This window comes from Thermaerobacter sp. FW80, assembly GCF_004634385.1.
In the GTDB taxonomy this organism is placed as follows: domain Bacteria; phylum Bacillota; class Sulfobacillia; order Thermaerobacterales; family Thermaerobacteraceae; genus Thermaerobacter; species Thermaerobacter composti.
The window spans coordinates 433,426-458,813 of sequence record NZ_CP037895.1; the positions used below are offsets into that span (position 1 = coordinate 433,426).

Below are 25,388 nucleotides of genomic sequence, written 5' to 3' on the forward strand. Positions count from 1 at the left end.
AAATATACACGCACTCTTTAACATTATACAAACCTCCGCCAGCCCGTCACGGGCCGGCCTGCCCGGCCGCGTCCGTCTGGCCTGCCGGCCGCCCCGCCGGCGACGCCGGCGTCGCTGGCGTCGCTGGCGTCGCCAGCCCCACCGCGACGGGCTCGGGCACCGGACAGCCCGGCAGCCGGAACACCGCCCGGCCGCCCACCAGCGTGCACACCGCCCGGCCCCGCAGGTTCCACCCGGCGAAGGGCGTATTGCGGCCGAGGCTCGCGAAGCGCTCCGGTTCGACCACCCACCGGTACCCGGGGTCGATCAGCGTCACGTCGGCCGCCGCGCCGGGCCGCAGGGTGCCGCCGGGGACCCCCAACACGCGGGCGGGGCCGGTGGACATGAGCTGGACGAGCCGCGCGGGCGGCAGCGGGTCGGGGACCAGGTGGGTAAGCAGCAGGCCGAGGGCCGTCTCCAGTCCCACCACCCCGAAGGCGGCCTCCGGGAAGGGCGCGTCCTTGTCCAGGGGATGGTGGGGGGCGTGGTCGGTGGCGATGGCGTCCACGGTCCCGTCCGCCACCGCCTCCAGCAGGGCCTCCCGGTCCCGCCGCGAGCGCAGCGGCGGGTTCATCTTCCAGTGGGGGTGGAACCCGGCCGCCGCCACGTCCTCGTCGCAGAGCAGCAGGTGGTGGGGCGTGACCTCCACGGTCACCGGGATGCCCCGCGCCTTGCCCCAGCGCACCAGATCCAAGGTGGCGGCGGCGCTGGCGTGGAGCACGTGCAGGCGCGCCCCCGCCCGCTCGGCCAGCAGCAGGTCCCGGGCCACCATCACCGTCTCGGCGGTGTCCGGGATGCCGGGCATCCCCGCGGCCGCCGCCACCGCCCCGGCATGCATGGCGCCGCCAGCGCTGAGCTCCGGTTCCTCGGCATGGACCAGGACGGGCAGCCCCGCCGCCGCCGCCCCCTCCAGCACCCGCGCCATGACGCCGGCCCGCGCGATGGGCCGGCCGTCGTCGGTGACGGCCACCGCCCCCGCCGCCTTCAGGGCGCCGTAGGGGGCGGGCTCGTCCCCGGCCAGGCCGCGGGTGGCGGCGGCCACGACGTGGACGCGCACCGGCGCCTCGGCCGCGGCCTTCATGGCGAGCCATTCCACGCGGATGGCGTCGTCCAGCGGCGGGCGGGTGTTGGGCATGCAGGCCACCGCCGTGAAGCCCCCCGCCGCCGCCGCGGCGCCGCCCGTCGCCAGCGTCTCCTTGTGGGTCTCACCGGGCGTGCGCAGGTGGACGTGGGGGTCGATGAGCCCGGGCACCACCCAGAGCCCGCGGGCGTCGAGGACGTGGACCGAAGGGGATGCGCCGGTCGACCCGGCGGGTGCGACGGCGGCAGCCCGGGCCGGCCGCCCGTCCCCGTCGGCTCCCCGTGCGCGGCGGGTGCCGATCCCGCCGGCGGCGGGGGCGGCAGGGGCCGGTTCGTCGGATGGGCTCGGAGGAGCCGATCCGCCGGGGACCGTCACCCGGGCGACCGCCTCCGCGTTCGGCAAGGGCGCGCCGGCGTAGACGATGCGTCCCGCCTCGATCACCACGTCGCCGGGACCGTCCAGGCCCTGGCTGGGGTCGATCACCCGGCCGCCGCGGATCCACAGGCGCGTCATCGGCGGCCCACCTCCGCCCCGGCCCGCCCCCGGCCGTTGGCCACGACCGGCCTGCGGGCCCCGGCCGCGCATTCCGGCGGGGCCACAGCGACGCCGCCCGCCTCCGCGCGGTGCGACTCCGCACGCTGACCTGCCGCCGCCCATGGGGCCTCCGCGGCGCGTTCGTCCGCCCCAAGGCGTTCGGCTGCTCCGGAACCGGACGGTTCGTCCTCGTCCCCGGCGGGTCCGTCCTCACCACCCGCGGGCTCGTCCACCGCTCCTTCCGGACGAACCGGCCCCAGGGCCCACTCCAGCACGGCCATGCGCGCCGCCACGCCGCAGCGCACCTGGTCTTCGACGACGCAACGCGGGTCGTCCATCACCGCGGGGTCGAGCTCGATGCCGCGGTTCACCGGGCCGGGGTGCATCAGGATGGCATCGGGCCGGGCCCGTTCCAGTTGCCGGGGGCCGATGCCCCAGCCGCGGCGGTATTCCCCCAGGTCGGGCAGCACCCCCGCCAGGCGCTCCCGCTGGATCCGCAAGGCCATCACCACGTCGGCCGCGTCCAGGGCCTCGTCGAGGCAGGTCGTGACGGTCACGCCCGGGCAGGGCGGGGCCGCGGGCACGAGGCCGGGAGGACCGCAGAGCCAGACCTCGGCACCCAGCCGCGCCAGCAACAGGGCGTTGGACCGCGCCACCCGGCTGTGGCGCACGTCGCCGACGATGGCGACCTTGAGCCCTGCCAGTCGCCCCTTGTGGCGGAGGATGGCCAGGGCGTCCAGGAGGGCCTGGGTCGGGTGCTCGCCGGTGCCGTCGCCGGCGTTGATCACCGGGACGCCGAGCACCGTCGCCGCGTACGCCGCGGCCCCCGTCACGGGGTGACGCAGGATCACCGCGTCGAACCCGAGGGCCTCGCAGGTGCGCAAGGTGTCGCGCAGCCCCTCGCCCTTCTGCACGCTGCTGCGCGCCACGGGCAGGTCGAAGGGGGCCGCGCCCAGCAGATGGGCGGCCACGTGGAAGGATTGGGCGGTGCGGGTGCTGTTCTCGTAGAAGAGGGTGACGATGCGGCGGCCGGCCAGGGGAGCGGAGGTGAGCGGTCGTCCGCCGCCGCGCTCCAGGGCGGCCAGCATCCGCCGGGCGCGGCTCAGGAGGTCTTCCAGGTCGGCGATCGACAGGGCGGCGATGCCGGTGAGGGAACGGGAACGCCCCGCGGACCCGGAGCGGACCAGGGCGGATGGATCGGGGTGGATGGATCGCCCCGGCCCATGGAGGGGTCGTTCAAGAGTCCCCCCGTCCCCGGGCGCGGCGACGCCGGCCGTCTTCGCCACCGGCGCCGGGCCGGGTCGCTGCGGCAACCGTGCGGCGGGCCAAATGGACTGGGGCGTCGTCCCGGCTGGCACGATCTCGCCTCCCGATCGCCCCGTCCCGCAGGCACAAAAAAACTTCTTGCCCGCCGGCAAGAAGTCGCTGGTGGCAGCGCGGCGCGGCGCCTCACGAACCCCGCCGGTCCTGCCCCGGCCCGCCGGCTGTGCCGGCGCCACCGGTTGCCCCGGCACCGCCGCCCGGCACCTGGCCGGGCGGCCTGGGCCGCGCCACCCGTATGGCTCCTTACCGGCCTCACGGGACCAGTTTAAAGGGGCGTTTTTTGCTCGGGGCCAATGCTAGCACGAGCGATTGGGGCTGTCAAGACGAAAAGGCCGGCCAGCTGACGCAGCGCCCGCACCCGCTCGCGGTCCGCGAGGCCGTCGTGCGGGGTGGCAGCGAGTCTGGGTGTCCCGGTGACCAAGGGTCGCTGCGGCGTGGTGGATTACGCAGCGTTCTGCAGCAGCACAGGACGCGCAACCGCTCGGCGTCGTCGACCACGGACGGGACACCCCCACGGTGCCCTCTGCGGGTCGCCCGGCGACATCCAACGCAACCTGGAAACCGCCCAGGCCAGGATAGGCATATTACACTTTGCCTATTTTGCTTAGAAATCGAAATGGCGATTTGATTTCCCAACGGCCGCCCGTGTCACCGAAGGCACGACGGCTACCCCGCGGTCCGCCCTCCACCGTCCCCGCCCGCAGCACCCGAACCGCGTTCAGCACTGCCAGCAGGGCGACGCCGACGTCGGCGAAGACCGCCTCCCACAGGGTGGCCCCGCCCACGGCACCCAGGACGGCGAACGCCGCCTTGACGCCCAGCGCCAGGGCGACGTTCTGCAGCACCACCCGGCGGGTGGCGCGGGCGACGGTGACCGCCGCGGCCAGGCGCCCGGGGTCGTCATCCATGATCACCACGTCGGCCGCCTCGATGGCGGCGTCGGAGCCGAGCCCGCCCATGGCGACCCCCACCGCGGCCCGTGCCAGGACCGGGGCGTCGTTGATCCCGTCGCCCACGAAGGCCACGGCCGGCCGGCCCCGCCGCGACAGCCACCCGTCCAACCCGGGCGCGCGCCGGCCCCGCCGCGACCATCACCCATCCGCCCTCGGCTCGTGCCGGCCCAGCCGCTCCAGCTGCTCCAGGGCAGCCACCTTCTCATCGGGCAGCAGCCCGGCCCGTACCTCGTCGAGGCTCAAGGCGGCCGCCACCGCCCGGGCCACCTCGGGCCGGTCGCCCGTCAGCATGACCTGCCGCCGGATGCCGAGGCGTCGCAGGGCCCGGATGGCCTCCACCGAGCCGGGCTTCAGCCGATCGGCGATGACGATCCGCCCCACCAGCCGGCCGTCGACGGCGACCAGGACCTCGGTGCCGCCCGGACCGTCCGCCGCACCGTCCGTCTCCGTACCGACGCGGCAGCGGCCGACCCCCTTCCCCGACCGCGCCTCCGACGCTGCGGGAGGCGGGGGCGCCGTCCCCGGCTCAACCCTCCGCGGTCCGCCTTCACCGCGGCTCCCGGCAGCACCGGCGATGGCGCGAGCGCCACCGGAGGGAGCACCACCGGAAGCCTTGGCACCGCCAAACCCGCTCGCCTCTCCTGCCACCCCGGTCACGCCACCATCGCGCCCCTCGGCGCAACCGCCTCCCGTTGGGCACCCGCTCACCGCGACAGCGCCCGCGGGGGCAGGGAACCTCAGCCCGAGCCGCTCGCCGTCTGCCAGGTCGACCCCCTCTTGCCGGAGGAACCGGGCGCTGCCGACCCACACCCGGTGACCGTCCACCCGGGCGCGCACGCCCCGCCCGGCCAGTTCCTCCACCTCCGCGACGCGACCCGGATCCACCGGCCGGCCGTAGGCACGGGCGATGGCGGCGGCGATGGGATGTCCCGACGCCGCCTCGGCGTGGGCCGCGAGTTCCACCACCCGCTCGGGTGTCGTCCCGTCACAGGCGCGGACGGCCACCACCTCGTATTCGCCCCGGGTCAAGGTGCCCGTCTTGTCCCAGACCACCGCATCCAGCCGCGCCAGCGCATCCAGGTAGTGGGCGCCCTTCACCAGCACGCCCTGCCGCGAGGCCGCCCCCAAACCCGCGAAGTAGCCCAGGGGCACCGACAAGACCAGAGCGCAGGGGCAAGCGATCACCAGCAGGACCAGCGCCCGCCGCACCGCCTCGCCCCACCCCATCCCGGGCACCACGAGCGGCGGCACCACGGCCAGGGCCACGGCCACCGCCACCACCGCGGGGGTGTAGTACCGCGCGAAGGTGGTGATGAAGCGCTCGGTGGGCGCCTTGCGCGCAGCCGCCCGCTCCACCAGCTCCAGGACCCGCACCACCTGGGACGCGCCGAAGGGCCGGCTCACGCGCACGGTCAGGACGCCACGGACGTTCACCATGCCGGCCAGGACCTCGTCGCCGGGTTCGACCCGCCGGGGCACCGCCTCGCCCGTCAGGGCCGACGTGTCCACGAAGGACGAACCGGCCGTCACCCGACCGTCCAGCGGGATCCGCTCCCCCGGCCGCACCTCGATCGCCTCGCCCACCGCCACGGCGGCGGGGTCCACCGTCTCCAGCACCCCACCCCGGCGGACGCGGGCGAACTCGGGGCGCAGGTCCAGGAGGGCGCGGATGGACCGGCGGGAGCGCTGCACGGCCAGGTCCTGGAAGAACTCGCCCACGGTGTAGAAGAGCATCACGGCCACCGCCTCCGGCAGTTCGCGCAGGGCGATGGCCCCCAGGGTGGCCGCGGTCATGAGGAAGTTCTCGTCGAAGACCTCCCCGCGCCGGAGGTTGCGCAGGGCGGCGGTCAGCACGCCGCGGCCGACGCCGAGGTAGACCGCCAGCAGGACGGCGTCCGCCAGCAACCCCAGCGGCGTCCCGGCGAACCGCCGATGGACGAGCGCCGCGGCGGCGAAGAGCACCGTGGCGAGCCCGAGCGCCGCCAGGCGCCGCCGCATCGCCCGGCGTTCGTCCGCTTCCGCGTCGCCGACGGCCCCCGCGCCCCGGTGCGCCCCCTCCCGCAGTCCGGCTCCGCCGGCCGGCGCGGCCGCCGCGGCCCCTTGGGCCGGTTCGTCCCGCATCGCGAAGCACGGACCGCCCCCGCCGGCCGGGCGATCCCCCAACCGGGTGGACGAACCGGCCTCCGTCGCCGCGCCACCGCGCTCCCGGCCCGGCGCGGCAGGACGGTCCAGCAGCCGGGCGCCCGGCTCCACCCGGGCGACGATGGCCCGGGCCCGCTCGAGCCCGTCGGGCGGCAGCAGCACCGCGCCCGTGGCGACGTCGACGGTGGCATCTTCGAAGCCCGGCTCCCGGCGCAGCGCGTCCTCGATGCGCTGGGCGCAGCGGGCGCAGTCCACGCCGACCAGCGGGTAGGCTTGCAGCGTCCGATTGGGCAAGTCCATCGACGTCCCTTCCGCCGACGTCCCCGCAGCGGCCAATCGCATACGTCCCCCCAGCGGCAGCCCGCGCCGTCCGATCCGGTCCGATCGGGGCGCGGGGACCCCCGGCGTGCGACCACGCTGCCCATGCCGCCTGGGCGCCGGCAAGCCGTCCGGCGGTCAGCGGTCTTCCGCGTAGTGCTCCTGGGCGACCTGGATCAGCCGCAGCACGTGGTCATCGGCCAGCGAATAGTAGACGTTCTTGCCCTCCCGCCGGTACTTGACCAGCCGCATGGCCCTCAGCAGGCGCAGGTGGTGCGAGACGGCGGGCAGGGACAGATCCAGCAGGGTCGCCAGGTCGCACACGCAGAGTTCCGCCTCCGCCAGCACGTAGACGATCTTGGTCCGCGTCTCGTCGGCCAGCACCCCGAACAGCTCGGACAGGCCGGCCACCTCCAGCAGCCGGTCCCGCAGACGGGCGACCTGCTCCGCGTGGGGGTCGAAGCGAAGGCACACGTCCCGCCGCGCCGCGTCGGGTTGGACGCTCACCGGGGAACCCTCCAGACCGCAGGCCGCGGCGCCCCGCGCACCTGCGCAACCTGTCAATGATTCCACAATCATCGAATCGTTTTCATGATAGGTCGGCCCCTCGGGTCGGTCAACGGGCGAAACGCGTCCGCACCGGCCCGCGGTTCGCCCCACCCGGAGGGGGGCCCCTACCCCCGGACGCAAACTCTCAGCACCGGCGTCCGCCCGCTGGCCGTGGGAGGCGATCGACAGGCGGACCCTGGCGGCGGAGGCCATCGACGGGCGGTGCTAGACCGGGATGGGCCGGTGCCCGCCGGTGCGGCGGGCGATGCGGGCGAAGTAGAAGCGGTGGAGGTTGCCCTCCCGCTGGTGGACGCAACGCAGGCCGAGGCGAGCGGCGATGCGCTCGAACTGGCCGTAGTAGAAGGCGTGCCACCGGTTGCGGTCGATGCCGAAGCGGGCCAGCAGGTCGTCGTCGGTGGGCGGCGGCTCCAGCTCCAGGCGGGCGATGCCCCCCTCGTCCCGAACCGTCACCACCCGGTCGCCCCCCGCCGTGACCATCTGGGCCAGGGCCTGGGCGAACTCCCATCCCGAGCAGTGGCGCAGGGGCTCCCACGTCTTCGCCACCCGATCGCCCAGGTACCGCGCCAGATCGTCCGGCCCCTCCCCCCGTTCCTCGGCGTACCGGAGAAACAGCATCAGGTACCCGCGCAGGTTGGCACGGGCGATGAGGAGTTGCTGCTCCAGGGCGGCGGGGTCGGGCTGGGCTCCGGGCGACGTGCCGGGCTGAGGGTCCACCGTCTCACCCGCGGCCGGCGGCTTGAAGCGACGTGCCGCGGCCACGGCCCCATTGTAAGGCAAGGCCGGCCGCCGTCGCCAAGGGGAAGCCGGCATCTCAGCGACTGCGCCCTCGCCTTCCCCTCGTCCTCCCGGCGTCCTGCCGGCGGAGCCCTGCCGGGGCCATGGGAGCGGCGCGTCGGCGGCCCGAGGGGACCCGCTGCGGCTACGGGTGAGCCTGGGAGCGATCCCCCGGCGCGGGCGAACCGCCTTCAGGCGCCGGCGACCCGCCCCACCGCTGGATCACGCCGTCCGCCCCCGCCTCGCCGGCCCAGAAGTCCGCCAGGGGCGGGCGCACCTGCCGGCCCACGTCCTCGTGCTCGGGGCCGGGCGCCCCCGGCGCCACGGGATAGGCGACGGCCAGGCGCTGCCAGCGGCCGCGGGCGTCCCGGTTCCAGATGCCCAGCACCAGGTGCTCCAACTGCCGCCGGTACATCGCTGGCAGGGGGCTCTCGGCCCGCCAGGCCGCCAGCGAGGTGACGTCGGCGGGCACCGCCAGCAGCCGCCGGGTCAACACGTCGGTCCGCCACCGGCTGAGGAACCGGGCCAGTTCCACCGCAGCCTGGGTGTGGTCATCCCCCCGGTACCGGTTCTGCCGGAAGACCATCAGCCCCCCGACCTCCAGCAGCGCCGGCCGCGGCGCGCCCTCGGGCACCGGAGGCGGCAGCAGCACCAACCCCTCGGCATCCGGCGGGACCAGCGGCTCCCCGCGCCGCGGGTCGCCGGCGGAGGGAAGGCCGCCGGTCACGCGCCCGGAGGGTTCGACCTGCGGTGGCGGCGGCAGGGGCCAGCGCTCGGGCACGGCGGCATCGCCGTCCGCCGCGTCGGCTGCGGAGCCCCCTTCCCCACCGCCGCCGGCGCGGCCGCCTCGGGTCAGGGGCGGCACGGGCAGCGTACCCGGGCGAGGAGGCGGGGGTTCCTCCAACCGGCGCGGCACCAGCCCGGTCTCCCGCTCCAGCAGCCACCGGCCCAGGGCGGGGGTGAACCCCCCTGCCATCACCGCCGGGTCGTCTCCGGCCAGCCACTCGGCGGCTGCCGCCTCCATCACCGGCTCGAGCAGCCGGTGCTCCCGCAGGCGCTCCAGCCACGCCAGCGCCGCCCGCCCTTCCGGGCCCGCCCAGAGAACGGCGCCCGAGGGAGCCAGGGGCGAGGCCACGCCGCGCACCCGCAGCAGCTGCTCGAGGGGAAGATCCGCCCGCCCCACCCACAGGGTCAGGCCCGGGCCCTGCCCGGCCGGCGTGTCCGCCTGCCCAGCACCGGGTCGCGCCCCCGGCGATTGCGGGGTCCCGGACGGCGCGCCCTGGGATTCCGCACCGCCAGGGCCGGGTTCGTCCCCAGGAAGGCCGGCCAGGCGGTCGACGTCCGCATAGGTCCACCCCGTCAGGGCCAGGGCGTTGGGGTCAAGGCCCGCCTCTCGCACCCGGCCGACCCGCACCCACCACGTGTGGGGCGCCACCCAGCGCGGCCAGACCCAAAGGCGCCGGTCCGCCTGATAGAGGGCGAGGGCGGTGGGGTTGTACCAGCGCCGCTCCGCGCGGCCCAGGTAGGGGTTGAGGGGCACCTGCAGCGGGTGCCGGACCAGCAGCGCGCTGCCCCACCCGCCGAAGACGTCGGGCGGCTTGCCATCGGCCAGCGCCCGCTGTAGCCGGGCGGCCGCCTCCCGGGCGGGGATCCACTCCACCCGCACGCGAACGTTCGGGAACTGGCGGGCAAAGGCCCGCAGGGCCTGGTCCAGGTACTCCCGGTGGGTGAAGGGCCCCGGCCCCTCCAGCGGAGGAACCGGCGGGGGCTGGCCGCGGCGGGTCAGGGCGTTCGGACCGCGGCGCCCCGGCCCCTGGACGGCGCCCTGGCTGGCGGGCGTCCTCCCCCCTGGGGCCGACGGGCCGACGGGCGGCGCATCCCGCGGGCCCCCGGCGTCGGGTCCGTCCGGGGAACCCGGCCCGGAGGCCGAGCCCGGGCCCTGCGGCGCGCCCCGCGGCCCCGGGTCGCCCTCCCCCTGGCCGGATGCCTTGCCCTGGGGACCGTAGAGGGGCTCGGGGCTCGGGCCCTCCGGCAGCCGCAAGGGGTCCGGGAGGACGGCGACGGGCAGCTCCGTCTCCCACAGCACGACCTCGTAGGTCTTCTCGGGATCGAGCGGCACCGGTCGGTACCGTGCCCAGGGATCCCCCCGGCGCTGGAGCCAGAGGCCGAACGCGCCGGCCGCCACGACCAGCAGGGCCGCCACGCCCACCACTAGCGCGATCCGCTGGCCCCGCGGGCGCCCGCCGCGGGGCCCCGACGGCGAGCCCGGAGCCTGGTTCCTCCCGGATGCCATGGCTTCGCCTCCCGTCGCCGGTGGCCGACGGTCGGATCCCCACCGGCCGCCGGTCGCCTACGGTCGGAACCCCACCAGCCGCTGCAGCGCCGCGTCCGCGACCCCGTCGGGATCCAGCCCGAACCACCACTCCGCGCCCGTCACCGCCTGTTCCGTGGCCCCTCCGTAGACGCCGTCGGCCACCCCGGGATCGAACCCGACGGCGCGCAGGGCCAGCTGGAGCAGGACCACGTCCTGGCCCACCGCCCCGCGCCGGTAGACGGGCAGCTTGTAGTAGACCTCGGTGGTACCGGTGATCTTGACGGGCGTGCCCACCTTGACCAGGTCGTCCAGGGTCATGACGTCCTCGTTGAACATGCGGATGCACCCGAGGCTGGCGTAGGTGCCGATGGAGCCGGGGTTGTTCGTCCCGTGGATGCCGTAGGAACCCCAGGGTGTGCTGAGTCCGAACCAGCGGGCGCCGAAGGGGCCGCCCGGCCAGTGGGCGATGTCCGTCACCCGCCACTCCCCCACCGGCGAAGGCTCGCCGGGCCGACCCGCGGCGACGGGGTAGGTCTTGACGGGCCGGCCGTTGCGGTAGACGGTGAGCTTGCGCGCGTCGATGTCGATGACCACGAGGACGTCGTCGGCCGCCGCCACGGCCGACCGCCCTCCCTGGAAGGCCAGTCCCGCCACGGCGGCCCACCAGCGGAGGAACCGCCAGTACGCGGTCCGAGCGTCCTCCCGCTCGCCGCAGACGGGGCCACCGCCCGCCATCCCCCCGCCGGCCTGGTGCCCCCCACCCAGAGGAGGGCGCCGGCGAGCACGAGGCACCCCAGCAAGAACCGCCCCAGGCGGCGCGCCATCCGCGACCCCCCAATGGCATTCCGATACGACTCCTGCGGGGCAGGCCGCCCACGGCGACGGCCACGGCCCGCGCGGTGTGCCCGCGGGGTCGCGATCGTGCGTCCATGGACCCGCCTCCGCCACGCCCCCGCGTCGGGACCGGCCCAGGCTAGGCTATGCGGTGGGAGCTTGGGGTAGAAGGGCAGGAGGGGCAAGGCAGGCCTCGGTCGGGGGCGGCGGGGCCGGCCAGCGGCGCCGGTCAGCCACCCTCCCGGCCTTGCAGCGGCGCATGGCAGCCGCGCCGTGGAGGCTCGGCGAGGAGGGCGAGAAGGCGAGAGAGCGTCGGGCGGCGAGATGGTCCTCGGTCAGCCGAGCAGCTCCGACAGTCGACAAGAGAACCCCGGCAGGACCGGCTCTTCGATGACCGCGTCGGCACCCGACCAGGTCCGGGGTTCCCCTTCCTGCCCATGACGCGTAAGGGTCCTGGCCTCGAGATCGACGACCCACACCGCCCGCACCCCCGCCGCAAGGTACTGGGCGACCTTACGGCCGATCTCCGGCTCCGAGGCATCGTGGACCTCGACGACGAGCGCGGGCACCACGGCGGGGAACCCCCTCTCGTCCCCGATGCGCGCCACCTGCTCCGCGGTGAAGTAGGCCACGTCGGGCGCGCGCAGGGTGTGCACGGGCTCCTTGCGCAGGAGGATGCCCAGCTCGTTGGTGATCACCTCCCCGCCGAGCCGCCGTTCCTCGACGAAATTCCCAAGGAGCCGAGCGATCCGGGTGACCACGCGGTTGTGGCGCCAGCCCGCGGGGGTCATGATGACCAGCTCCCCCTCGTCGATCTCGTAGCGCCACCCGTCCGGCAGCCGCTCGAGCTCCTCGGCCGTCCACGGCTTGCGCGTCGCGGTGGCCATGGCTGCACCTCCTCCGCAGCCTGCATCATCGAGATCATCGCAGGGGACCGCTCGCACCGGGGTGCCGTGCATCCCACTCGCAGCGGATCGCAGCGGATCCTTCACGTCACCGCCTGCCCCGACGCCGCCTCCGGTGCCGCGGGGTGGAGCAGGCGCTCCAGATCGGCGAGGGCTTCGCGCAGGGCCCGGGCGCCCGCCTCGATGCACTCGGGGACGCGATGCAGATCGGTGAGTTCGACATCCGGGAGATCCGGCTGCAGCACCAGGTCCGCGAAGCGCTCCAGCTTGAACCCGGCCAGATCACGGGCCATCAGGTCGAAGGCCTGGCCCAGGTAGTCCAGCAAGCCGGCCGGCTCGCGGCGCCGGCGGGCGGAGACGTCGACCGCCACGACGACCCGGGCGCCCAGGGCCCGCGCCGCCTCCGCCGGCACCTTGTCCTTCACCGCGCCGTCGACGAGGATGTAGGGCCCCATCCGCTTGGGCTCGAAGATCCCGGGGATCGCGATGCTGGCGCGCACCGCCGCGGCCAGACTGCCCTTGTCCACGACGATGGCAGCGGGCATCGCCCGCTGCACCCGCTCGCGGTAGGCCGGGGGGCAGAACACCACCGCCCGACCGGACCGGACGTCGGCGGCCATGATCCCCACCGGCCGCTGGAGCTGCTCGAGCCGTGCGCCGCGCGTCCAGAGCCCGAACAAGCGCTCGAGCTTCTGCCCCTGGATCACGCCCTGGGGCACGGGCCGCCGCGGACGCCAGCGCAGCCGCAGGACCTGGGCGATGACCGCCAGCACCGAGCCCCAGGTGAGGTTGGAATCGTAGAGTTCGACGGAACGGAGGCGGCGCGAGACCTCTTCCATCTGGGCCGGCGTCCAGCCACACGCCCAGAGGGCCGCCAGGATGGCGCCGCTCGAGGTCCCGGTGACCACGTCCGGCGCGTACCCGGCATCCTGCAGCGCCCGCAGCACCCCGACGTGGGCCAACCCGCGCAGGCCGCCGCCCCCAAGGGCGAGGCCGAGCTCCATGGGCTCCTGTTGGCCGCTCATGGCGCGCCCTCCCAACGCCCGTTCCGACCGTCCCCCGTAGGGGAACTCGCGCGATGGCCTGCCGCCCCTGCCCACGATCCGCCTACCCTGGCCCACGATCCGACTGCCTTACGTAAGAGATTACCTGAAGAGATTACCTGAAGTCGCTCGCCTGCGGCCGTCGCACGATCCTGGCCGCCATCGCCCCCTCTCCCCGCCGCCGCCGTCGGCCCGTGTCCCCGCGGCCATCGCCACGCGACGCCCGCGGCGTCGCCCGGCGACCCCGCCCTCGCCAGGCTCGCTGGTCGACGGGGGTCGGCGATGCCCATGGCCTCGGCGATCCTCGCCGGCCCTCCCCGAGCGGCCCCCGCCGGCCACGGGTCCTCCTCTGGCCTCAACGGGCCCGCGCCAGGGTCCGGTCGAGCACGGTGGCGAACATGGCCGCGCCCCGCTCCGCCCGGATCCGACTGTTGGTGTGGGCCCCCACCTCGATCAGCAGCGTCCGCGGCCCCAGGTCCTGGTTGTAGTTCCCCCGCCCGTAGTAGATGCCCTTGACCAGGCCGGGGAAGCTGCGGTCCGCCTCCGCCTTCAGGCGCCGGGCGAAGGCCAGGTTCGTCCGGTGGAAGGGGTTCTCGCGCCCCACCACCAACCGGATCTGGGTCACCGGCTCCCCCTTGACCACCTCCCGGTAGAACTCGGGCGGCGTCGCGTCCCGATGGACGTCCAGCAGGACCAGCGGATTCTTGGGCAGCATCTTCAGGGCGGTGCGCCGCGACCGCCGGTAGGCGCCGCGGTCGTGGGGCAGGTGGAGGGCCTCCGACTTCACCACCCGAAAACCGTGCTGCGCCAGCTCCCGGCCGAGGACGTCCCCGACCCGGTGGATCCCGCCGCGCCCGTTGACGCTGGCCGTCCCGTCCGTCGGGATGTACGACTCGTCGTTGTGGGTGTGGTAGATCCCGATGAACCCCTCGCCCCTGGGCTGCGGACGAACCGGCGACGGGTCGACCACCTTCTGGAACAGCGCCCCCAGGGGCAGGGCGTTGGCCAGGGCCGCGGGACCGGGCCGGGGTCCCGGCCCCCGTCCCGGGAGCGGGTCGAGGGCGCCATGGTTCGCCGCCGCACCGACGCCCCCCGTCGGCGTTCCCCAGGGATCCGGGATGAGGCCGGCCGGGGCCGCCCGCCAGACGGAGAAGAGGGAGGGCGGCGTCCACCGAACCCGCGGCGAGGCGAAGGCGTCGGGCCCGGTGGGCGCGCCGCCTACGCCGGCATCCGCCCCCGCCGCCGGGCCGTCCGGACCTGGGGCCGGGGTCCCCGGGCCCGTCGCGCGCGCAGGGCCCGTCTCGGGCGCCCCCGGCCCCCTCGGGCTGGGGGCGCCGGTTCGTCCGGCGAGGGTTCCGTCGGCCGGGGCCAGCAGCGCCCGGGCGTAGGCGATGGCGCCCTCGACCCGCACGATGCGGTACCAGCGGTCGGCGGCGTCGATCCAGATGTCGCCCACCTGCATGACGCGGGACGAGACCAGGAGCAGGCGCTCCGTGCCGACCTCGCGGAGCTCCATGGGCGCGTCGACCAGCTCGTCGCCCGTGGGTTGCTGAAACCGCGGGCCTAGCCAGGCCGTGACCGCCACCACGACCAGGGCGAGGGCAGCCAGCAGCCACGAGGCGGCGGGCGAGGGGGCCACCCCTTGCTCCGCCACCGAGGGCGGCGGTGCCGGCCGCGCCTTGCCCCGCCGCCATGGTGCCCGGCGCGCGAGCCACTCGCGGATCTCGCCGACGCCTTCGGCCAAGGCCACGGCGCCCACGCTGGCCAGGACCACCGCGTCGAAGACGCCGCCTCCCCCCAGGTTGACCCAGGCGCCGGGGATGCCGCGCAGGCTGTTGGTGACCGCTCCAATGAGATCGACCAGCAACACGCCCAGGGTGGCGGCGATGAAGGCCGCACGGCGAGAGCGGCCCGCCAGGTAGCCGAAGAGCGCGGCCACCACCACCGGGCTCCAGAGGGGATCCATCAGCCACCAGCGTCCCCCGCCCGGGTCGCTGGGGAGGAACCAGTCGGTGGCGTACACCGCCGCGGCGGTCCAGAGGGAGGCGACCAGGGCCCGGCGGCGCTCGAAGGCGTGGTCGGTGGTCAGCAGCAGATAGAGCGCCACCGCCGCCGGCACGAGGGCACCGCCGGGGTCGATCCGGACCCCAGGGCCCAGCGCCATCTCCGGCAAGAAGGTACCCGCGATCATCGCGCCGAGCAGGGCAAGGGCCGTGCTCTTGCTGAGCCGCATGCGGTCCAGGACCTGATGGACCACCCCCATCAGGACCAGGACCGCCAGTCCGACCAGCAGTGCCGTCGTGCCGCTGAACAACCCGCGCTCCACCTCCGCCATCGGCACCCGTGCCGACCTCGGACCGTCTGCGCTGCCGTCCCCGCGGGACGCCCGCGCGCACCCTGGACCCGCCGCGTATCGCCCGCCGCCGCGCGTCGACGCCACCCCTGGACCGTTTGCGCGCACCGGTGGCCCCGGGGCGTCCGAGGCAACCCTGAACCGTTTGTGCGCACCGGTCACCGCGGGACGTCCGGGGCAACCCGGGACCGTCCGCGCATCGCAGCGGGGCGTCCGCGTCACTCTTGGCCCGTCCGCGTGCCCCGGCCGCCACGGAGCGGCCGGGGCGAGCCCAGGCGCCCGCGCCCCCGGGTCGTTCGCGCGCACCGGTCGCCGCGGGGCGCCGAGGCAGCCCCAGGCCGCCGCAGCAGCGGCAGCCGTCCCCCGGCGGTCCGGGCGCCGCGACCTGGCGCGGGCGCAGCCCCGGGAGCTGGGCGCAGCAGCGGCAGCCGTCCCCCGGCGGTCCGGGCGCCGGGTGGCCGCGCCCGGGCGCCGCCCTCGGAACGATGTGGCGGGCCGGGTCCCCGCACCGACCCTCGCCGTCCGGGCGCAGCCCGGAGACCACCACGGACTCCCCCGGGAGGCCGGGCTGGGCGACCGGGCCGAGGCGAGGACCCCCACGGTGCCGGTGCCGCCTGGGTCTGGGGCGCCTGGGGGGCCCGACGGCGGCGACGGCGGCCGCGGCGGCGACGTGGTGCTGGTGGTCGACCCGTCCCTGACCACATGGGCCCTGGGCGGGCCCGGCCCCGGTGCGATCGGTGTCCGGCGACGAACCGGCCCTGGGCGGGCCACGCCCCGCTGCGGTTGACACCGGGGGACGAGCCGCCCCGGGGCCGGCCGCGCCGCGGTGCGGTCGGCCATAGCATGCCACCCTGGTTCCTGTGGCTTGTGCCGGCGCCGACGTCGCGTCGGCGCCCCAGGGGACGGTGCCGGAACCGGATCGCGAGGAAGATGGGGGAGGTGCCTGCGAGGGTGCGCCGGGGTCCGACGCCGGGAACCATGGTGTGTGCCGGAGGGCCCGACTTGCAGGTCTCGCGCCGCCGTGCAACCCTGCCGGTCAGGTCCTCACCCGAAGGCCAAGATACGACCTCCACCCGATTGGGCAGCGCTCTGCAAGGATGCTATTTTGACCTTGCAACCGGGCACGACACCCGGCCCGGTTGCCACCGATAAGCGGTCAAACCGCTGTCGGTACACCCCTCTCGCGGGCGGCCGCACCGCCCCGTGACGCATCCCCCAGACGCAACAAGCCTCCGGGAGGAGGCTTGTTGCGTTTTTCGTGACGGATTTCACAAGTCGAGTGCCTGCAGGGCGCGGCCGTCGGACCGCCCGCCTGGACCGGTCGCCGTGACCCGGCCTACCACCGCGATAAGAGGAACATCACGGCCATCGCCCCCGCCATGGCGACGGCGAAGGCCCACTGCGCCTCGCCGCGGCGCCGGCGCGCCCCGGGCACCAACCGCCCCCCCGCCAGGCCCGCCAGGATCAGCCCCGCGGCGGCCGCACGCAGCACCAGGGTCCACGCCACCCAGAGGGCATCGGCCGGCAGGCTCGCCGCGACCACCGGCGGCAACCCGGCCACCACACCCGCGGCCAGCAGCCGCCGCCGCGGTGGCCGCCGGCCTTCGGCCAGCAGCAGGCCGACGCCCCATCCCAGCGCCGCCCGCATGGCCGCCAGGGCCACCGCACGGCCCACGGCCAAGCCCCCGGTCTCCAGCGCCGCTCGTACGGTCCACGCCCCGGCGGCCCCGTCAAGGCCGAGGGCGATGGCCCACGTCCACCCGACGCGGCGCCCGACCCGCCCGCCTGGCCGCATCCAGCCCAGGTACGCCGGGATCAGAAAGGCGCCCAGGAAGGCGGCGTGCAACCAGGCCGCCGGCAGCCAACCCGGCCCGTCGAGGCCGAGCCCGAGCGTCGCCACGAGATTCGCCATCCACAGGTGGGTGAAGAATCCAGCGGCCAGGCCGCGACCGCCCGCGGCGCCGGCCGGCCCCGTGCGCGGCGTCGCCTGCGCGCCCGTTGGACCGGCCTGCCCGCCGGGGCGGCGGGGAGTCAGGCGGGAGAGGGAGAGGGCGAGGCCGACGGCCACGGGGAGGGCATGGAGGAGGGCGACCCAAGCGACGGCCGCCAGGGGGGACCACCAGCTGCCCACCGGGACCTCGATCAATCGCGCCACCGTCCTCGCCCGGCGACGGGGGCCGGGAGGCCACCGCCGCCGTCCGGCGACGCCCCGGCCGCCGGGGGCGGCGGCCGGGGACGCTCGCGCGCTCACGTTCGAACATGTTACCACAGGGCGGGCTCTGGGGCCGTGCCCGCCCCCCGGTCGGGGGTCCCGGCGGCGACCCGGGGACGGGCGACCCCTCCCGCCATCGCCGGGACGGCCCGCCTCCCATCCGCGGGTCCCGGACCTTGGCCGTCGGCTTCTGCCCCCCGGGGGCCATTGGTAGAATTCGCGGTGGAGGGGACCAATCGACGCCCGGAGGGGATGACCCATGCAGAACGTCTCGGCCCGCCTCGACGAGACCCTCTTCCGGCAAACCATCGAGGAGCTCGAGCGGCGCCGCGTCACCGGGACGGCCTTCGACCGCCTGGTCGACGACGCCCCCGAAGGCCAGATGGGACCGCGCATCGCCCGGCTGCGCGAGGCGCTGGAGGCCCGGTTCGGCCCGCCCCGGGTCGACGACGACGCCCAGCGGCCCAACTTCCGCTTCCTGTTCGAGCTGTCGCCCAACACGTCGTACGTGGAGCTCGGGACGGAGGACGGGCGCAGGGTCTACGTCGACTTCTTGACGACCCACCTCTTCATGCGCTCGATCACGCCGAGCAAGGAGACGTGCCGGGCCCTCTGGCTGCCGGCCTACGTGCAGGACGCCATCGCCGAGCTCAAGCGGATCGCCCTCGAGGCCGGGGCGCTGGACCGGCCCGCTGCCTGAACGCCTCCGGCCCCGGGAGCGCGGGCGGGGCCGGAAGCGTCCCGGCCCCCCACACCCCCGGACGAACCCGGCCGGCCGCCGGCGGCTCCCGCGTCGGGCAGGGAGTCGGGCAGGGAATCGCCGCCCCTCCCGGGCCGCGAACGCGATGGGCACCTGCCCGCCGCTTGCGGACTCGCTCCGCCATCCCTGTCGGCGTAGCGCTCCCGGTCCGCGGACTCGATGGGCACCCGATCGCCGTGGACGACCCGTTGCTGGAAGCCGGGCATCGCCGTCGCCGTCCCCACCCCGGTGGTGGACATCGCCGACGGGGCGCGCCGGTAGCCGGGCGCAAGCCCCACCGCCCCTCCCCCGCGGCGGCCGGGCGCCGTGCCCGCCCCTCCCGCGCGAGCGGTGGGAGGCGCCACGAGGAGGCGGACGCACCATGACGGGCGCCGAATCGCCGTTGGCGGCTCAGGTCACGGTGGGCATCGCCCTGCTGGCGGGGATGGCCTACTTCTTCTCCCCGTGCGTCTGGCCGCTCTACCCGGCCTACCTGGCCTGGCTGGGCGGCACGGGTCCGGCCCCCGCCGGCCTCGACGTCCCCGGCGCCCCCCCACCGGCGGACGAACCCGGCCCGCGGGGTCCCCGGCCCGGGGCGGGCCGGGGACCCCGCGCCGGCGGCGGCCACCGGCGGTGGGCCTGGTCCCGGCGCCTCGCCGGCGCGGCGGGCTTCGTCGTCGGCCTCGGCCTCGTCTTCATGGCCCTGGGGGCCAGCCTCTCGGCCTTGGGCGCGCTGCTGGTGGCCTACCGTACCACGCTGGAGCGGGTCGCTGGCGTCCTCATCGCCACCTTCGGGCTGCAGATGCTGGGGATCCTGCGCTGGAGGTGGCTGCAGCGGGAGTGGCGCGTCGGCTGGGCAGCGCCCCGCGGCGCGGGAGGGTTCCTGCCGGGCGTGCTGATGGGCGCCGCCTTCGGCATGGGCTGGACGCCCTGCGTCGGCCCCGTGCTGGGGTCGATCCTGCTGCTGGCGAGCTCCACCGCCACCGTCTGGCAGGGCGTGCTGCTGCTGGCCGCCTTCACCGTCGGGTTCGCGGTGCCCTTCCTCTCCCTGGCCGTGCTGCTCGATCGCCTGGAGCCCGGCTGGCTGCGCCGGGGCGGTGCCGCCCTGCCGTGGATCGAACGGGCCAGCGGCGCCGCCCTGGTGGTGCTGGGGGTGCTGGTGTTCACCGGGCAGCTGGCCCGTCTCTCCTCGTGGCTCTGGTACACCGTGGCTCCCTGGGGCGGATGACCGCAGCCGATCCCGATCCTGCGCCCCCGAAACCGCCTCGCAGGCGGCCGTGGCCCGACCGCTTCGCGGTCACCGCTGTTCCGACCGCCTCCCTGGCGCCCGGGGCCCGCTGGCGCGGCGGTCCGTATCCCGACGACACGCGAAACGGGCCTTGCCGCCGCCCGCCCGGAGGTCGGGTCGATGGTCGCCAAGGCCCGCAGCCCCTTTTCGATCCCACGTTCCTTCCGCCGATCGATACCGGTGGAACACCGCCCGCCGTCCCGGCGGGACGGACGGGGGAGGCACGGCTCAGACCCGGGGCGCCGGCTGGAAGGCGTCGGCCCGGCCGGCCGGCCAGTTGGCCGTCCCGTAGGCGGGGGCCGGCGCACCGCGGGTCACGTCCGCGGGGGGCAGGGTCCCGCCCCGCTGCGCCAGCTGCTGCTCGGCCAGGGCGATCATGCGCCGGACCATGTGGCCGCCCACGGCACCCGTCAGCCGGGTGGGCATGTCACCCCAGTACCCGTCGGGAGGAATCTGGATGCCCAGCTCCCGCGCCACCTCGTACTTGAACTGGTCCAGGGCCCGCGCAGCCCCCGGGACCAGATGCCGGTTGCCCTGCTGCCCACGAGCCAAGGCCTGTCACCTCCTCCCGAGGCCCGTGTCCTTTTGCCGAGGCTGGCAGTCGTAATATGATCCGTCGCGCGGGACCTCACGCCGGCAAGTCATGGCAGGCGCCCTGGCCCCGCCTGCCGACCGGCCAGCCAGCGGCAAAAGTCGGCCAGGTCGTGGCGGTACTCGAGGAGGCTTGCGGTTTGCATGCCCCGCTCGACCCGCTTCGTCTCCAAGTGCTGTTCAGCCCTCTCGGGGAGAAGGCTCACAGGAAAAGAGCCTCCGTTCGCCCGGATCGGCAGATCAGACGATTTCGTCCGGTGTGGCGGCCTTGGCGCCCAATGCGAGGATGTCGTCCGCGTCCACGGTGCAGACGGCCCCGCCCTGATCCTCCGCCAGGGCCGCCAGCAGGCAGTCGACGAAGGCCTTGTCGGAGCGCATCCAGAAGGTGACGGCCTGCTCGAGGGCCTCCTGAGGGTGCACGGTACGCACTCCCGGGGCGCTGAGGATGAGCAGTAGGTACTCGGCCGTTTCGTGGCGGGACCATCCAAAGCGCCGGGTCAGCACGTAGGCGACCTCGTGGAGCACCGTCGCATCGACCCAACCTTCGATCGTGCCCGCTTCGAGCGCGGCGAGCACCTTCCGGCAGGCCTCGCTGTGGGCATCCCGCAGCTGGGCGTGGATGAAGATGTTGCTGTCGAGCCAGACCGCTCCTGGTCGGCTAGGCATCGCGTGTTACGGCCACCTCGCGACGGGCGCCATTGCTGCGGTTTTGCGGGGTCTCGATGGCCTCGGCGGCCAGCGCGCGCTCCATCTCCTCCCGGGCCGAGCGCATGTCGAACCCCGCGGCGTCGACCCGCGGGAAGTCCAGCAGGGACCGTCGCGAGAGCACGCGCACCTCAAAGTGTCCCGGGCCCCGCTCTTCCAGAAGCAGGACATCCCCAGGCTTGATGCCCACCGCCTTGCGGAAGGCTGCGGGGAGCGTCAGCTGGCCTCGGCCCTGCACCCGTACGACCGCCACGGCTCGCCGCCCCCTTTTCATCCTTGTCGCCGCCATTGTACCACCCTCCAGGGTGACTGCAATAGAACGGTTCAACATCGAGTATGCACATTTGCTGCAAAAAGATTCTCCCACAGCAGGCGGGTCAGCTCCCGGTCGGCCCAGTGGGCGAGCCACCGGCGGGACCGGTCCCGGTCGAAGCCGGCCAGGTCCGCGCCGGTACGCAGCGGGCCTTGCGGTTTGCAGGCCCTAAAGCACGACAAACTCCCTTATGCCATGTTCCAGTGGCGGGTGTGCACGCGAGGACAGCGGGGGGTCGCCCGGAAGCTCTTGGCCCAGGCGAAGGACTCGGGGCTTCCCGGAGCTCTTGGCCCAGGCGAAGGACTCGGGGCTTCGCGGTTCAAGGGCGGCCACAGCGATCCTGCCGTGCTCTGCTAGGCTGAATGACCGTCCTCGTCCGCGCGTCCGCGCCCGTCGTCGGCCTCCCGGCGCGTCGCGTCCGCGCCCCCGGCGGAACGGCCGGGTTCGTCCCCCCCGGTGAGGACGTTCTCCGCCGCCGTGAAGGTGTCGCCGCCCAGGGTGGGGCGCCGGGGGTTCACGGGACGGCCGGGCACCGGACGCGGGCGCGACGGGACGTCGGTGGGCAGACCCGCCCGGGTGCCCGCGCGGTTGATGGCCCAGAGGGCGAGGACCCCGACGACCAGCAACCCGAGGATCAGGAGCACGCCGGCGTTCTCCATGGCACGGCCTCCTCCGTCGCGGTTGTCCGCGGAGAGCATGCCCCGGTGGGCCGGGGGGAATGTGCCATAATGTCCCCGGAGCTCCGCACCACGGGGAAGACGGCGACGAAGGGGGATGGAGCCCTTGGAAGTGGGCATCCTCGGCGTCCCCATGGACCTCGGGAGCAGCCGCCGGGGAACCGACATGGGGCCCAGCGCCATCCGCTACGCGCGGCTGACCGACGCGCTGCGCCAGGTGGGGCATCGGGTGCGCGATCTGGGCAACCTGGAGGTCCCGGTGGCCGAGAGCCTGGATGCGGGCAACCCGCGCCTCAAGCACATCGAGGCCATCGAGCCGGTGTGGCGGCTCCTGGCCGACCGGGTGGCGCGCCTGGCGGGGGAGGGGCGGGTGCCGCTGGTGCTGGGCGGCGACCACAGCCTGGCCGTGGGGACCATCGGCGGGCTGCTGGCCGCCGGCTGGGACGACCTGGGGGTGCTCTGGTTCGACGCCCACGCCGACTTCAACGACCCGGCCACCACCCCGTCGGGGAACGTCCACGGGATGCCGGTTGCGTGCATCGTCGGCCATGGGACGCCCGAGCTGCTGGCCCACACCCGCTGGCTGCCGCGGTACCTGCCCGCCCGGCGCCTAGTGATGATCGGCCTGCGGGACGTCGACCCGGGCGAACGGGAGAAGCTGCGCCGGAGCGGCATCGTCACCTACACCATGCAGCAGATCGACGAGCTGGGGATCGCGGAGGTCACCCGCCGCGCCCTCCAGCACCTGGACGGCGAAGGGGTGCGGCGGCTGTACGTCAGCTTCGACGTGGACGTGGTCGACCCCGACGTGGCGCCGGGGGTGGGCACGCCGGTGGTCGGCGGGCTGACCTACCGCGAGTCCCACCTGGCCATGGAGATCGTGGCGGAGAGCGGCCTGCTGGCCGGCATGGAGGTCGTCGAGGTCAACCCGATCCGCGACGTGCTGAACCGCACCGCCGAGGTGGCGGTGGCCCTGATCGCCTCAGCCTTCGGCAAGCGCATCCTCTGAGCCCGCCCTCCGACCGATCCATCCCGCCCGATCCCCGGGAAGTGGTAGAGTAGGGCATGGAGCGTGACCGGGGTGGACGGGCCTGCTGCACGCGGTGCGCGCGACCCGGTCCCGGTGTCCCGTGAGATCCCCGGTGCCCCGTCCGATGCGGGCAGCCCCGCGCCAGGAGCCGGGGGGCGGCTCTGGCTGGCCGGCGCACGGCCCTGCCCGGATCCCGACGCCCCAAGGGCAGCCCGGATCCCCGGGGGCGGGTGGGGCAGGGTCCCGGTCGGGGACCGAACCGGCCGGCGGCCAGGTCCCGGGACACCGCGCACCGGCGACGGGCCGTCGTCGCGGCCCGGCCGCGGTCCGAGCCCCGGGAAGGCGAGGGGGGTCTACGGTGGACGAACGCATCCCGGTGCGCATCGAGTACTGCACGTCGTGAGGGTACCTGCCGCGAGCCGCCCGTGTGGCGGAAGAGATCCTCGCCGCGTACCCGGATCGCGTGGCCTCGGTGACGCTGGTCCCCTCGTCGGGCGGCCGGTTCATCGTCACCGCCGGGGATCGGGAGGTCTTCAACAAGGCGGAGACGGGCCGGTTCCCCGAGGAGGGCGAGATCAGGCGGCGGATGGCGGAGATGTGGTAGGGCAGGGTAGCCATCGCCCGACAGGCGATGGGGCGCGGGCAGGGGTTGCCCTCCCCGGCAGGCGACGGGACCCGGGCAGGGCAACCCCTGCTCCGCAGGCGACGGGGCCGGCATCGCCGGCCCCGTCGCCTGCCGGGCAACCGGGCGATCCGCCGCGTGCCAGCGAGCCGCCCCATGACGGCGGGCCGCGGCCGCAGCGGACCGGCCCGGGCGGGCCGAGTCGCCGCAGCGGACCAGCCCGGCCGGATCGCAATCCCGCAGCGGACCAGTCCGGCCGGATCGCGCCGCCGCAGCGAACCAGCCCGGGCGGCCCGCGCCGCCATGGCGGACCCGACCGCGCGGGCCGCATGAGCCCGCGCGTTTACGACGGCCGACGGCCGGGCTGGCGTCCGCCGCCCACCTCGCCGGCGGACGCCGGCCCGCGGGATCCGGTGGGGGCGCACTCCCTGCCGCGGCGACCCCTGCCCAGCGGCCGCGGACGGCACCGGCCACGGCCGGCCCTGGGCCTGCGCCCGCTGGCCACCCCTCGGGGCCGGGGTTCGGGCCAGGCGAGGCCACGGCCGGCCCTGGGCCTGCCCGCGTCCGCAACACCGCCGCCTCCTTCCGCCGGCCCGTCGCATCCCGGGCGCCCGCGCCTCAGTCCGGGCGCTCCGCGGCCCCGGCGCCGGCGCCCCGCGGCCCCCCCTCGCCCCGCCCTGCCACCGCCGCCAGGACCCGGCGGTCGAGGGAGGCCATGGCCAGCCGCTCCAGGTCCGCGAGCCGAACCCAGGTGATGGTCTCCGCCGCCCACTCCGCGGTCGCCGCGGCGCACGCCCGCAACGGCCGCGCCGGCGCCGGCGACGGCGACGGCTCCCCCCCTTCGCCCGCGGAACCCCACGGGGCGAGGCCCTCGGCCACCGCCGCCCCGTCGGACCCCGTCGGCACCCGGGGCGGAGCCGGTTCGTGCGCGGTGGAGGGGTCCCCCGCCGCCGGCCGGCCAGCCGGCCGCGACGCCCCGCACCCACCCTGGGGCCGGCCCCGCCCACCCGCCGGTCCGCCGGCTGGCCCATCGGGGCGTTCCCCGGCGTCGTCCGCCAGGAACAGGCGCCAGTGCCACCGTCGATGGCTGAAGTCCCACCGTCCCTGGAGGGTCTCGCGCCGCCAACGCAGCGGTCGTCCCACGGCCGCCTCCAGGGCCGCCGCCAGCCGGTCCCGGGCCTCGAGCCACCCCTCCCCGTCGCGCCGGCGCGTGTACGGGAGCGCCCACAGCCCGGCGAGCAACCCCTCCTGCGGCCGCCGCACCACCGCCACCCGCCCGTTCACCCGGCACCAGGCGATGGCCACGTCCTCCTCCACCCAGCGGCCGGAGCGCCGCCGCACCGGCCAGGCCTCGGGGTCGCCGGTGCGCGCGGCGACGCACAGCTCCGCCAGCGGGCAGTCGCCGCAGCCGGGCCGCCGGGGGCGGCACACCGTGGCGCCCAGCTCCATCACCGCCTGGTTTAGCGCCCCGGGCCGCGGCCCGTCCACCAGGCGCCGCGCCAGGTCGTGCAACCGCCGCCGCCCGGCCGCCTGGTCGGCCGGTTCGTCCACCCCGAACACCCGGGCGAGGACCCGCTGGGCGTTGCCGTCGACGGCGGGCACGGGCAGGTCGAAGGCGATGCTCAGGACCGCGCCGGCGGTGTAGTCGCCGACCCCGGGCAGCGCTCGGACGGCTTCGGGATCCGGAGGAACCTGCCCGCCGTAACGCTCCACCAGGACGCGGGCCGCCTGGTGCAGCTGGCGGGCCCTGCGGTAGTAGCCCAGCCCCTGCCAGAGGCGGAGCACCTCGTCCTCGGAGGCCGCCGCCAGATGGGAGGCCGACGGGAATCGCTGGAGAAAGCGAACGTAGTATGGCAGGACCGTCTCCACCCGGGTCTGCTGGAGCATGACCTCCGACACCAGCACGGCGTAGGGATCCCGGGTGCGCCGCCAGGGAAGATCTCGGCGGTGACGGTCATACCAATGGATCAGCCGGGAGCGGACCGCCTCCAGGTCCGGTCCCCGCATTGGAGCGTCGTTCATGGCCCG

The 25,388-nt window shown here is 75.5% G+C and carries 22 protein-coding genes; 4 read left to right on the plus strand and 18 right to left on the minus strand.

Annotated features, from left to right (window positions below; all coding sequences use genetic code 11):
* Positions 1–46: 46 nt before the first annotated feature.
* From E1B22_RS01770 to E1B22_RS01825, 12 genes are all read right to left on the minus strand, one after another.
* Complete coding sequence (locus tag E1B22_RS01770; protein WP_135224317.1) at positions 47–1,633, minus strand: dihydroorotase; 1,587 nt, start codon at positions 1,631–1,633, stop codon at positions 47–49.
* The gene (locus E1B22_RS01775) at positions 1,630–3,012 is read right to left on the minus strand and encodes an aspartate carbamoyltransferase catalytic subunit (RefSeq protein ID WP_243123606.1); all 1,383 of its coding nucleotides are present in this window, start codon (positions 3,010–3,012) and stop codon (positions 1,630–1,632) included. The genes E1B22_RS01770 and E1B22_RS01775 overlap by 4 nt, the downstream gene beginning before the upstream one ends.
* 549 nt (positions 3,013–3,561) lie before the next feature.
* Complete coding sequence (locus tag E1B22_RS14040; RefSeq protein WP_135224318.1) at positions 3,562–4,002, minus strand: hypothetical protein; 441 nt, start codon at positions 4,000–4,002, stop codon at positions 3,562–3,564.
* A 66-nt stretch (positions 4,003–4,068) separates the two neighbouring features.
* Positions 4,069–6,372 (minus strand): heavy metal translocating P-type ATPase, encoded by a 2,304-nt coding sequence (locus E1B22_RS01785; protein ID WP_167758824.1) that lies wholly within the window; start codon positions 6,370–6,372, stop codon positions 4,069–4,071.
* 156 nt (positions 6,373–6,528) lie between these two features.
* Positions 6,529–6,897: a metalloregulator ArsR/SmtB family transcription factor gene (locus E1B22_RS01790; RefSeq protein ID WP_243123608.1), complete on the minus strand. Its 369-nt coding sequence runs from the start codon at positions 6,895–6,897 to the stop codon at positions 6,529–6,531.
* 267 nt (positions 6,898–7,164) lie between these two features.
* Positions 7,165–7,737 carry a hypothetical protein gene (locus tag E1B22_RS01795; RefSeq protein ID WP_243123610.1) on the minus strand — a complete coding sequence of 191 codons (573 nt, stop codon included), beginning with the start codon at positions 7,735–7,737 and terminating at the stop codon, positions 7,165–7,167.
* 142 nt (positions 7,738–7,879) lie between these two features.
* Positions 7,880–10,027 carry an extracellular solute-binding protein gene (locus E1B22_RS01800; RefSeq protein ID WP_135224321.1) on the minus strand — a complete coding sequence of 716 codons (2,148 nt, stop codon included), beginning with the start codon at positions 10,025–10,027 and terminating at the stop codon, positions 7,880–7,882.
* A 57-nt stretch (positions 10,028–10,084) separates the two neighbouring features.
* Entirely contained in the window at positions 10,085–10,783 is a 699-nt protein-coding gene (locus E1B22_RS01805; RefSeq protein WP_243123611.1) for a L,D-transpeptidase family protein, read from the minus strand.
* A gap of 434 nt (positions 10,784–11,217) precedes the next feature.
* A complete protein-coding gene (locus tag E1B22_RS01810; protein ID WP_167758825.1) occupies positions 11,218–11,769 on the minus strand; it encodes a Uma2 family endonuclease in 552 nt (183 codons plus the stop codon).
* Between the two features lie 101 nt (positions 11,770–11,870).
* Positions 11,871–12,812 (minus strand): patatin-like phospholipase family protein, encoded by a 942-nt coding sequence (locus tag E1B22_RS01815; RefSeq protein WP_135224323.1) that lies wholly within the window; start codon positions 12,810–12,812, stop codon positions 11,871–11,873.
* A 373-nt stretch (positions 12,813–13,185) separates the two neighbouring features.
* Positions 13,186–15,165, minus strand: coding sequence for a stage II sporulation protein P (gene spoIIP / locus E1B22_RS01820; protein ID WP_243123807.1), 1,980 nt, complete (start codon positions 15,163–15,165; stop codon positions 13,186–13,188).
* A 1,354-nt stretch (positions 15,166–16,519) separates the two neighbouring features.
* Complete coding sequence (locus tag E1B22_RS01825) at positions 16,520–17,338, minus strand: hypothetical protein (RefSeq protein WP_243123612.1); 819 nt, start codon at positions 17,336–17,338, stop codon at positions 16,520–16,522.
* 316 nt (positions 17,339–17,654) lie between these two features.
* Between E1B22_RS01825 and E1B22_RS01830 the strand changes: the two genes are divergently transcribed.
* Together E1B22_RS01830 and E1B22_RS01835 are read left to right on the plus strand one after the other, a co-directional pair.
* The gene (locus E1B22_RS01830; protein ID WP_135224325.1) at positions 17,655–18,095 is read left to right on the plus strand and encodes a hypothetical protein; all 441 of its coding nucleotides are present in this window, start codon (positions 17,655–17,657) and stop codon (positions 18,093–18,095) included.
* A 421-nt stretch (positions 18,096–18,516) separates the two neighbouring features.
* Entirely contained in the window at positions 18,517–19,362 is an 846-nt protein-coding gene (locus E1B22_RS01835; protein ID WP_135224326.1) for a cytochrome c biogenesis CcdA family protein, read from the plus strand.
* A gap of 288 nt (positions 19,363–19,650) precedes the next feature.
* Here the strand turns inward: E1B22_RS01835 and E1B22_RS01840 are convergent, their stop codons facing one another.
* From E1B22_RS01840 to E1B22_RS01855, 5 genes are all read right to left on the minus strand, one after another.
* Positions 19,651–19,974, minus strand: a complete 324-nt coding sequence (locus E1B22_RS01840) for an alpha/beta-type small acid-soluble spore protein (RefSeq protein ID WP_135224327.1) — start codon at positions 19,972–19,974, stop codon at positions 19,651–19,653.
* 89 nt (positions 19,975–20,063) lie between these two features.
* A complete protein-coding gene (locus E1B22_RS12640; protein ID WP_167758826.1) occupies positions 20,064–20,219 on the minus strand; it encodes a hypothetical protein in 156 nt (51 codons plus the stop codon).
* Between the two features lie 34 nt (positions 20,220–20,253).
* Positions 20,254–20,679, minus strand: a complete 426-nt coding sequence (locus tag E1B22_RS01845; protein ID WP_135224328.1) for a PIN domain-containing protein — start codon at positions 20,677–20,679, stop codon at positions 20,254–20,256.
* On the minus strand, positions 20,672–20,971 hold the full coding sequence (locus tag E1B22_RS01850; protein ID WP_243123614.1) for an AbrB/MazE/SpoVT family DNA-binding domain-containing protein: 300 nt from the start codon (positions 20,969–20,971) through the stop codon (positions 20,672–20,674). Before E1B22_RS01850 ends, E1B22_RS01845 begins: the two co-directional genes overlap by 8 nt.
* 413 nt (positions 20,972–21,384) lie before the next feature.
* Positions 21,385–21,690 (minus strand): hypothetical protein, encoded by a 306-nt coding sequence (locus tag E1B22_RS01855; RefSeq protein ID WP_135224330.1) that lies wholly within the window; start codon positions 21,688–21,690, stop codon positions 21,385–21,387.
* Positions 21,691–21,805: 115 nt separating this feature from the next.
* Between E1B22_RS01855 and rocF the strand changes: the two genes are divergently transcribed.
* Positions 21,806–22,717, plus strand: coding sequence for an arginase (gene rocF / locus E1B22_RS01860; RefSeq protein WP_135224331.1), 912 nt, complete (start codon positions 21,806–21,808; stop codon positions 22,715–22,717).
* Positions 22,718–23,096: 379 nt separating this feature from the next.
* Positions 23,097–23,342 (plus strand): SelT/SelW/SelH family (seleno)protein, encoded by a 246-nt coding sequence (locus E1B22_RS01865; RefSeq protein ID WP_135224332.1) that lies wholly within the window; start codon positions 23,097–23,099, stop codon positions 23,340–23,342.
* 636 nt (positions 23,343–23,978) lie between these two features.
* Here the strand turns inward: E1B22_RS01865 and mutY are convergent.
* Entirely contained in the window at positions 23,979–25,382 is a 1,404-nt protein-coding gene (gene mutY / locus E1B22_RS13060; protein WP_135224333.1) for an A/G-specific adenine glycosylase, read from the minus strand.
* Positions 25,383–25,388: the final 6 nt, after the last annotated feature.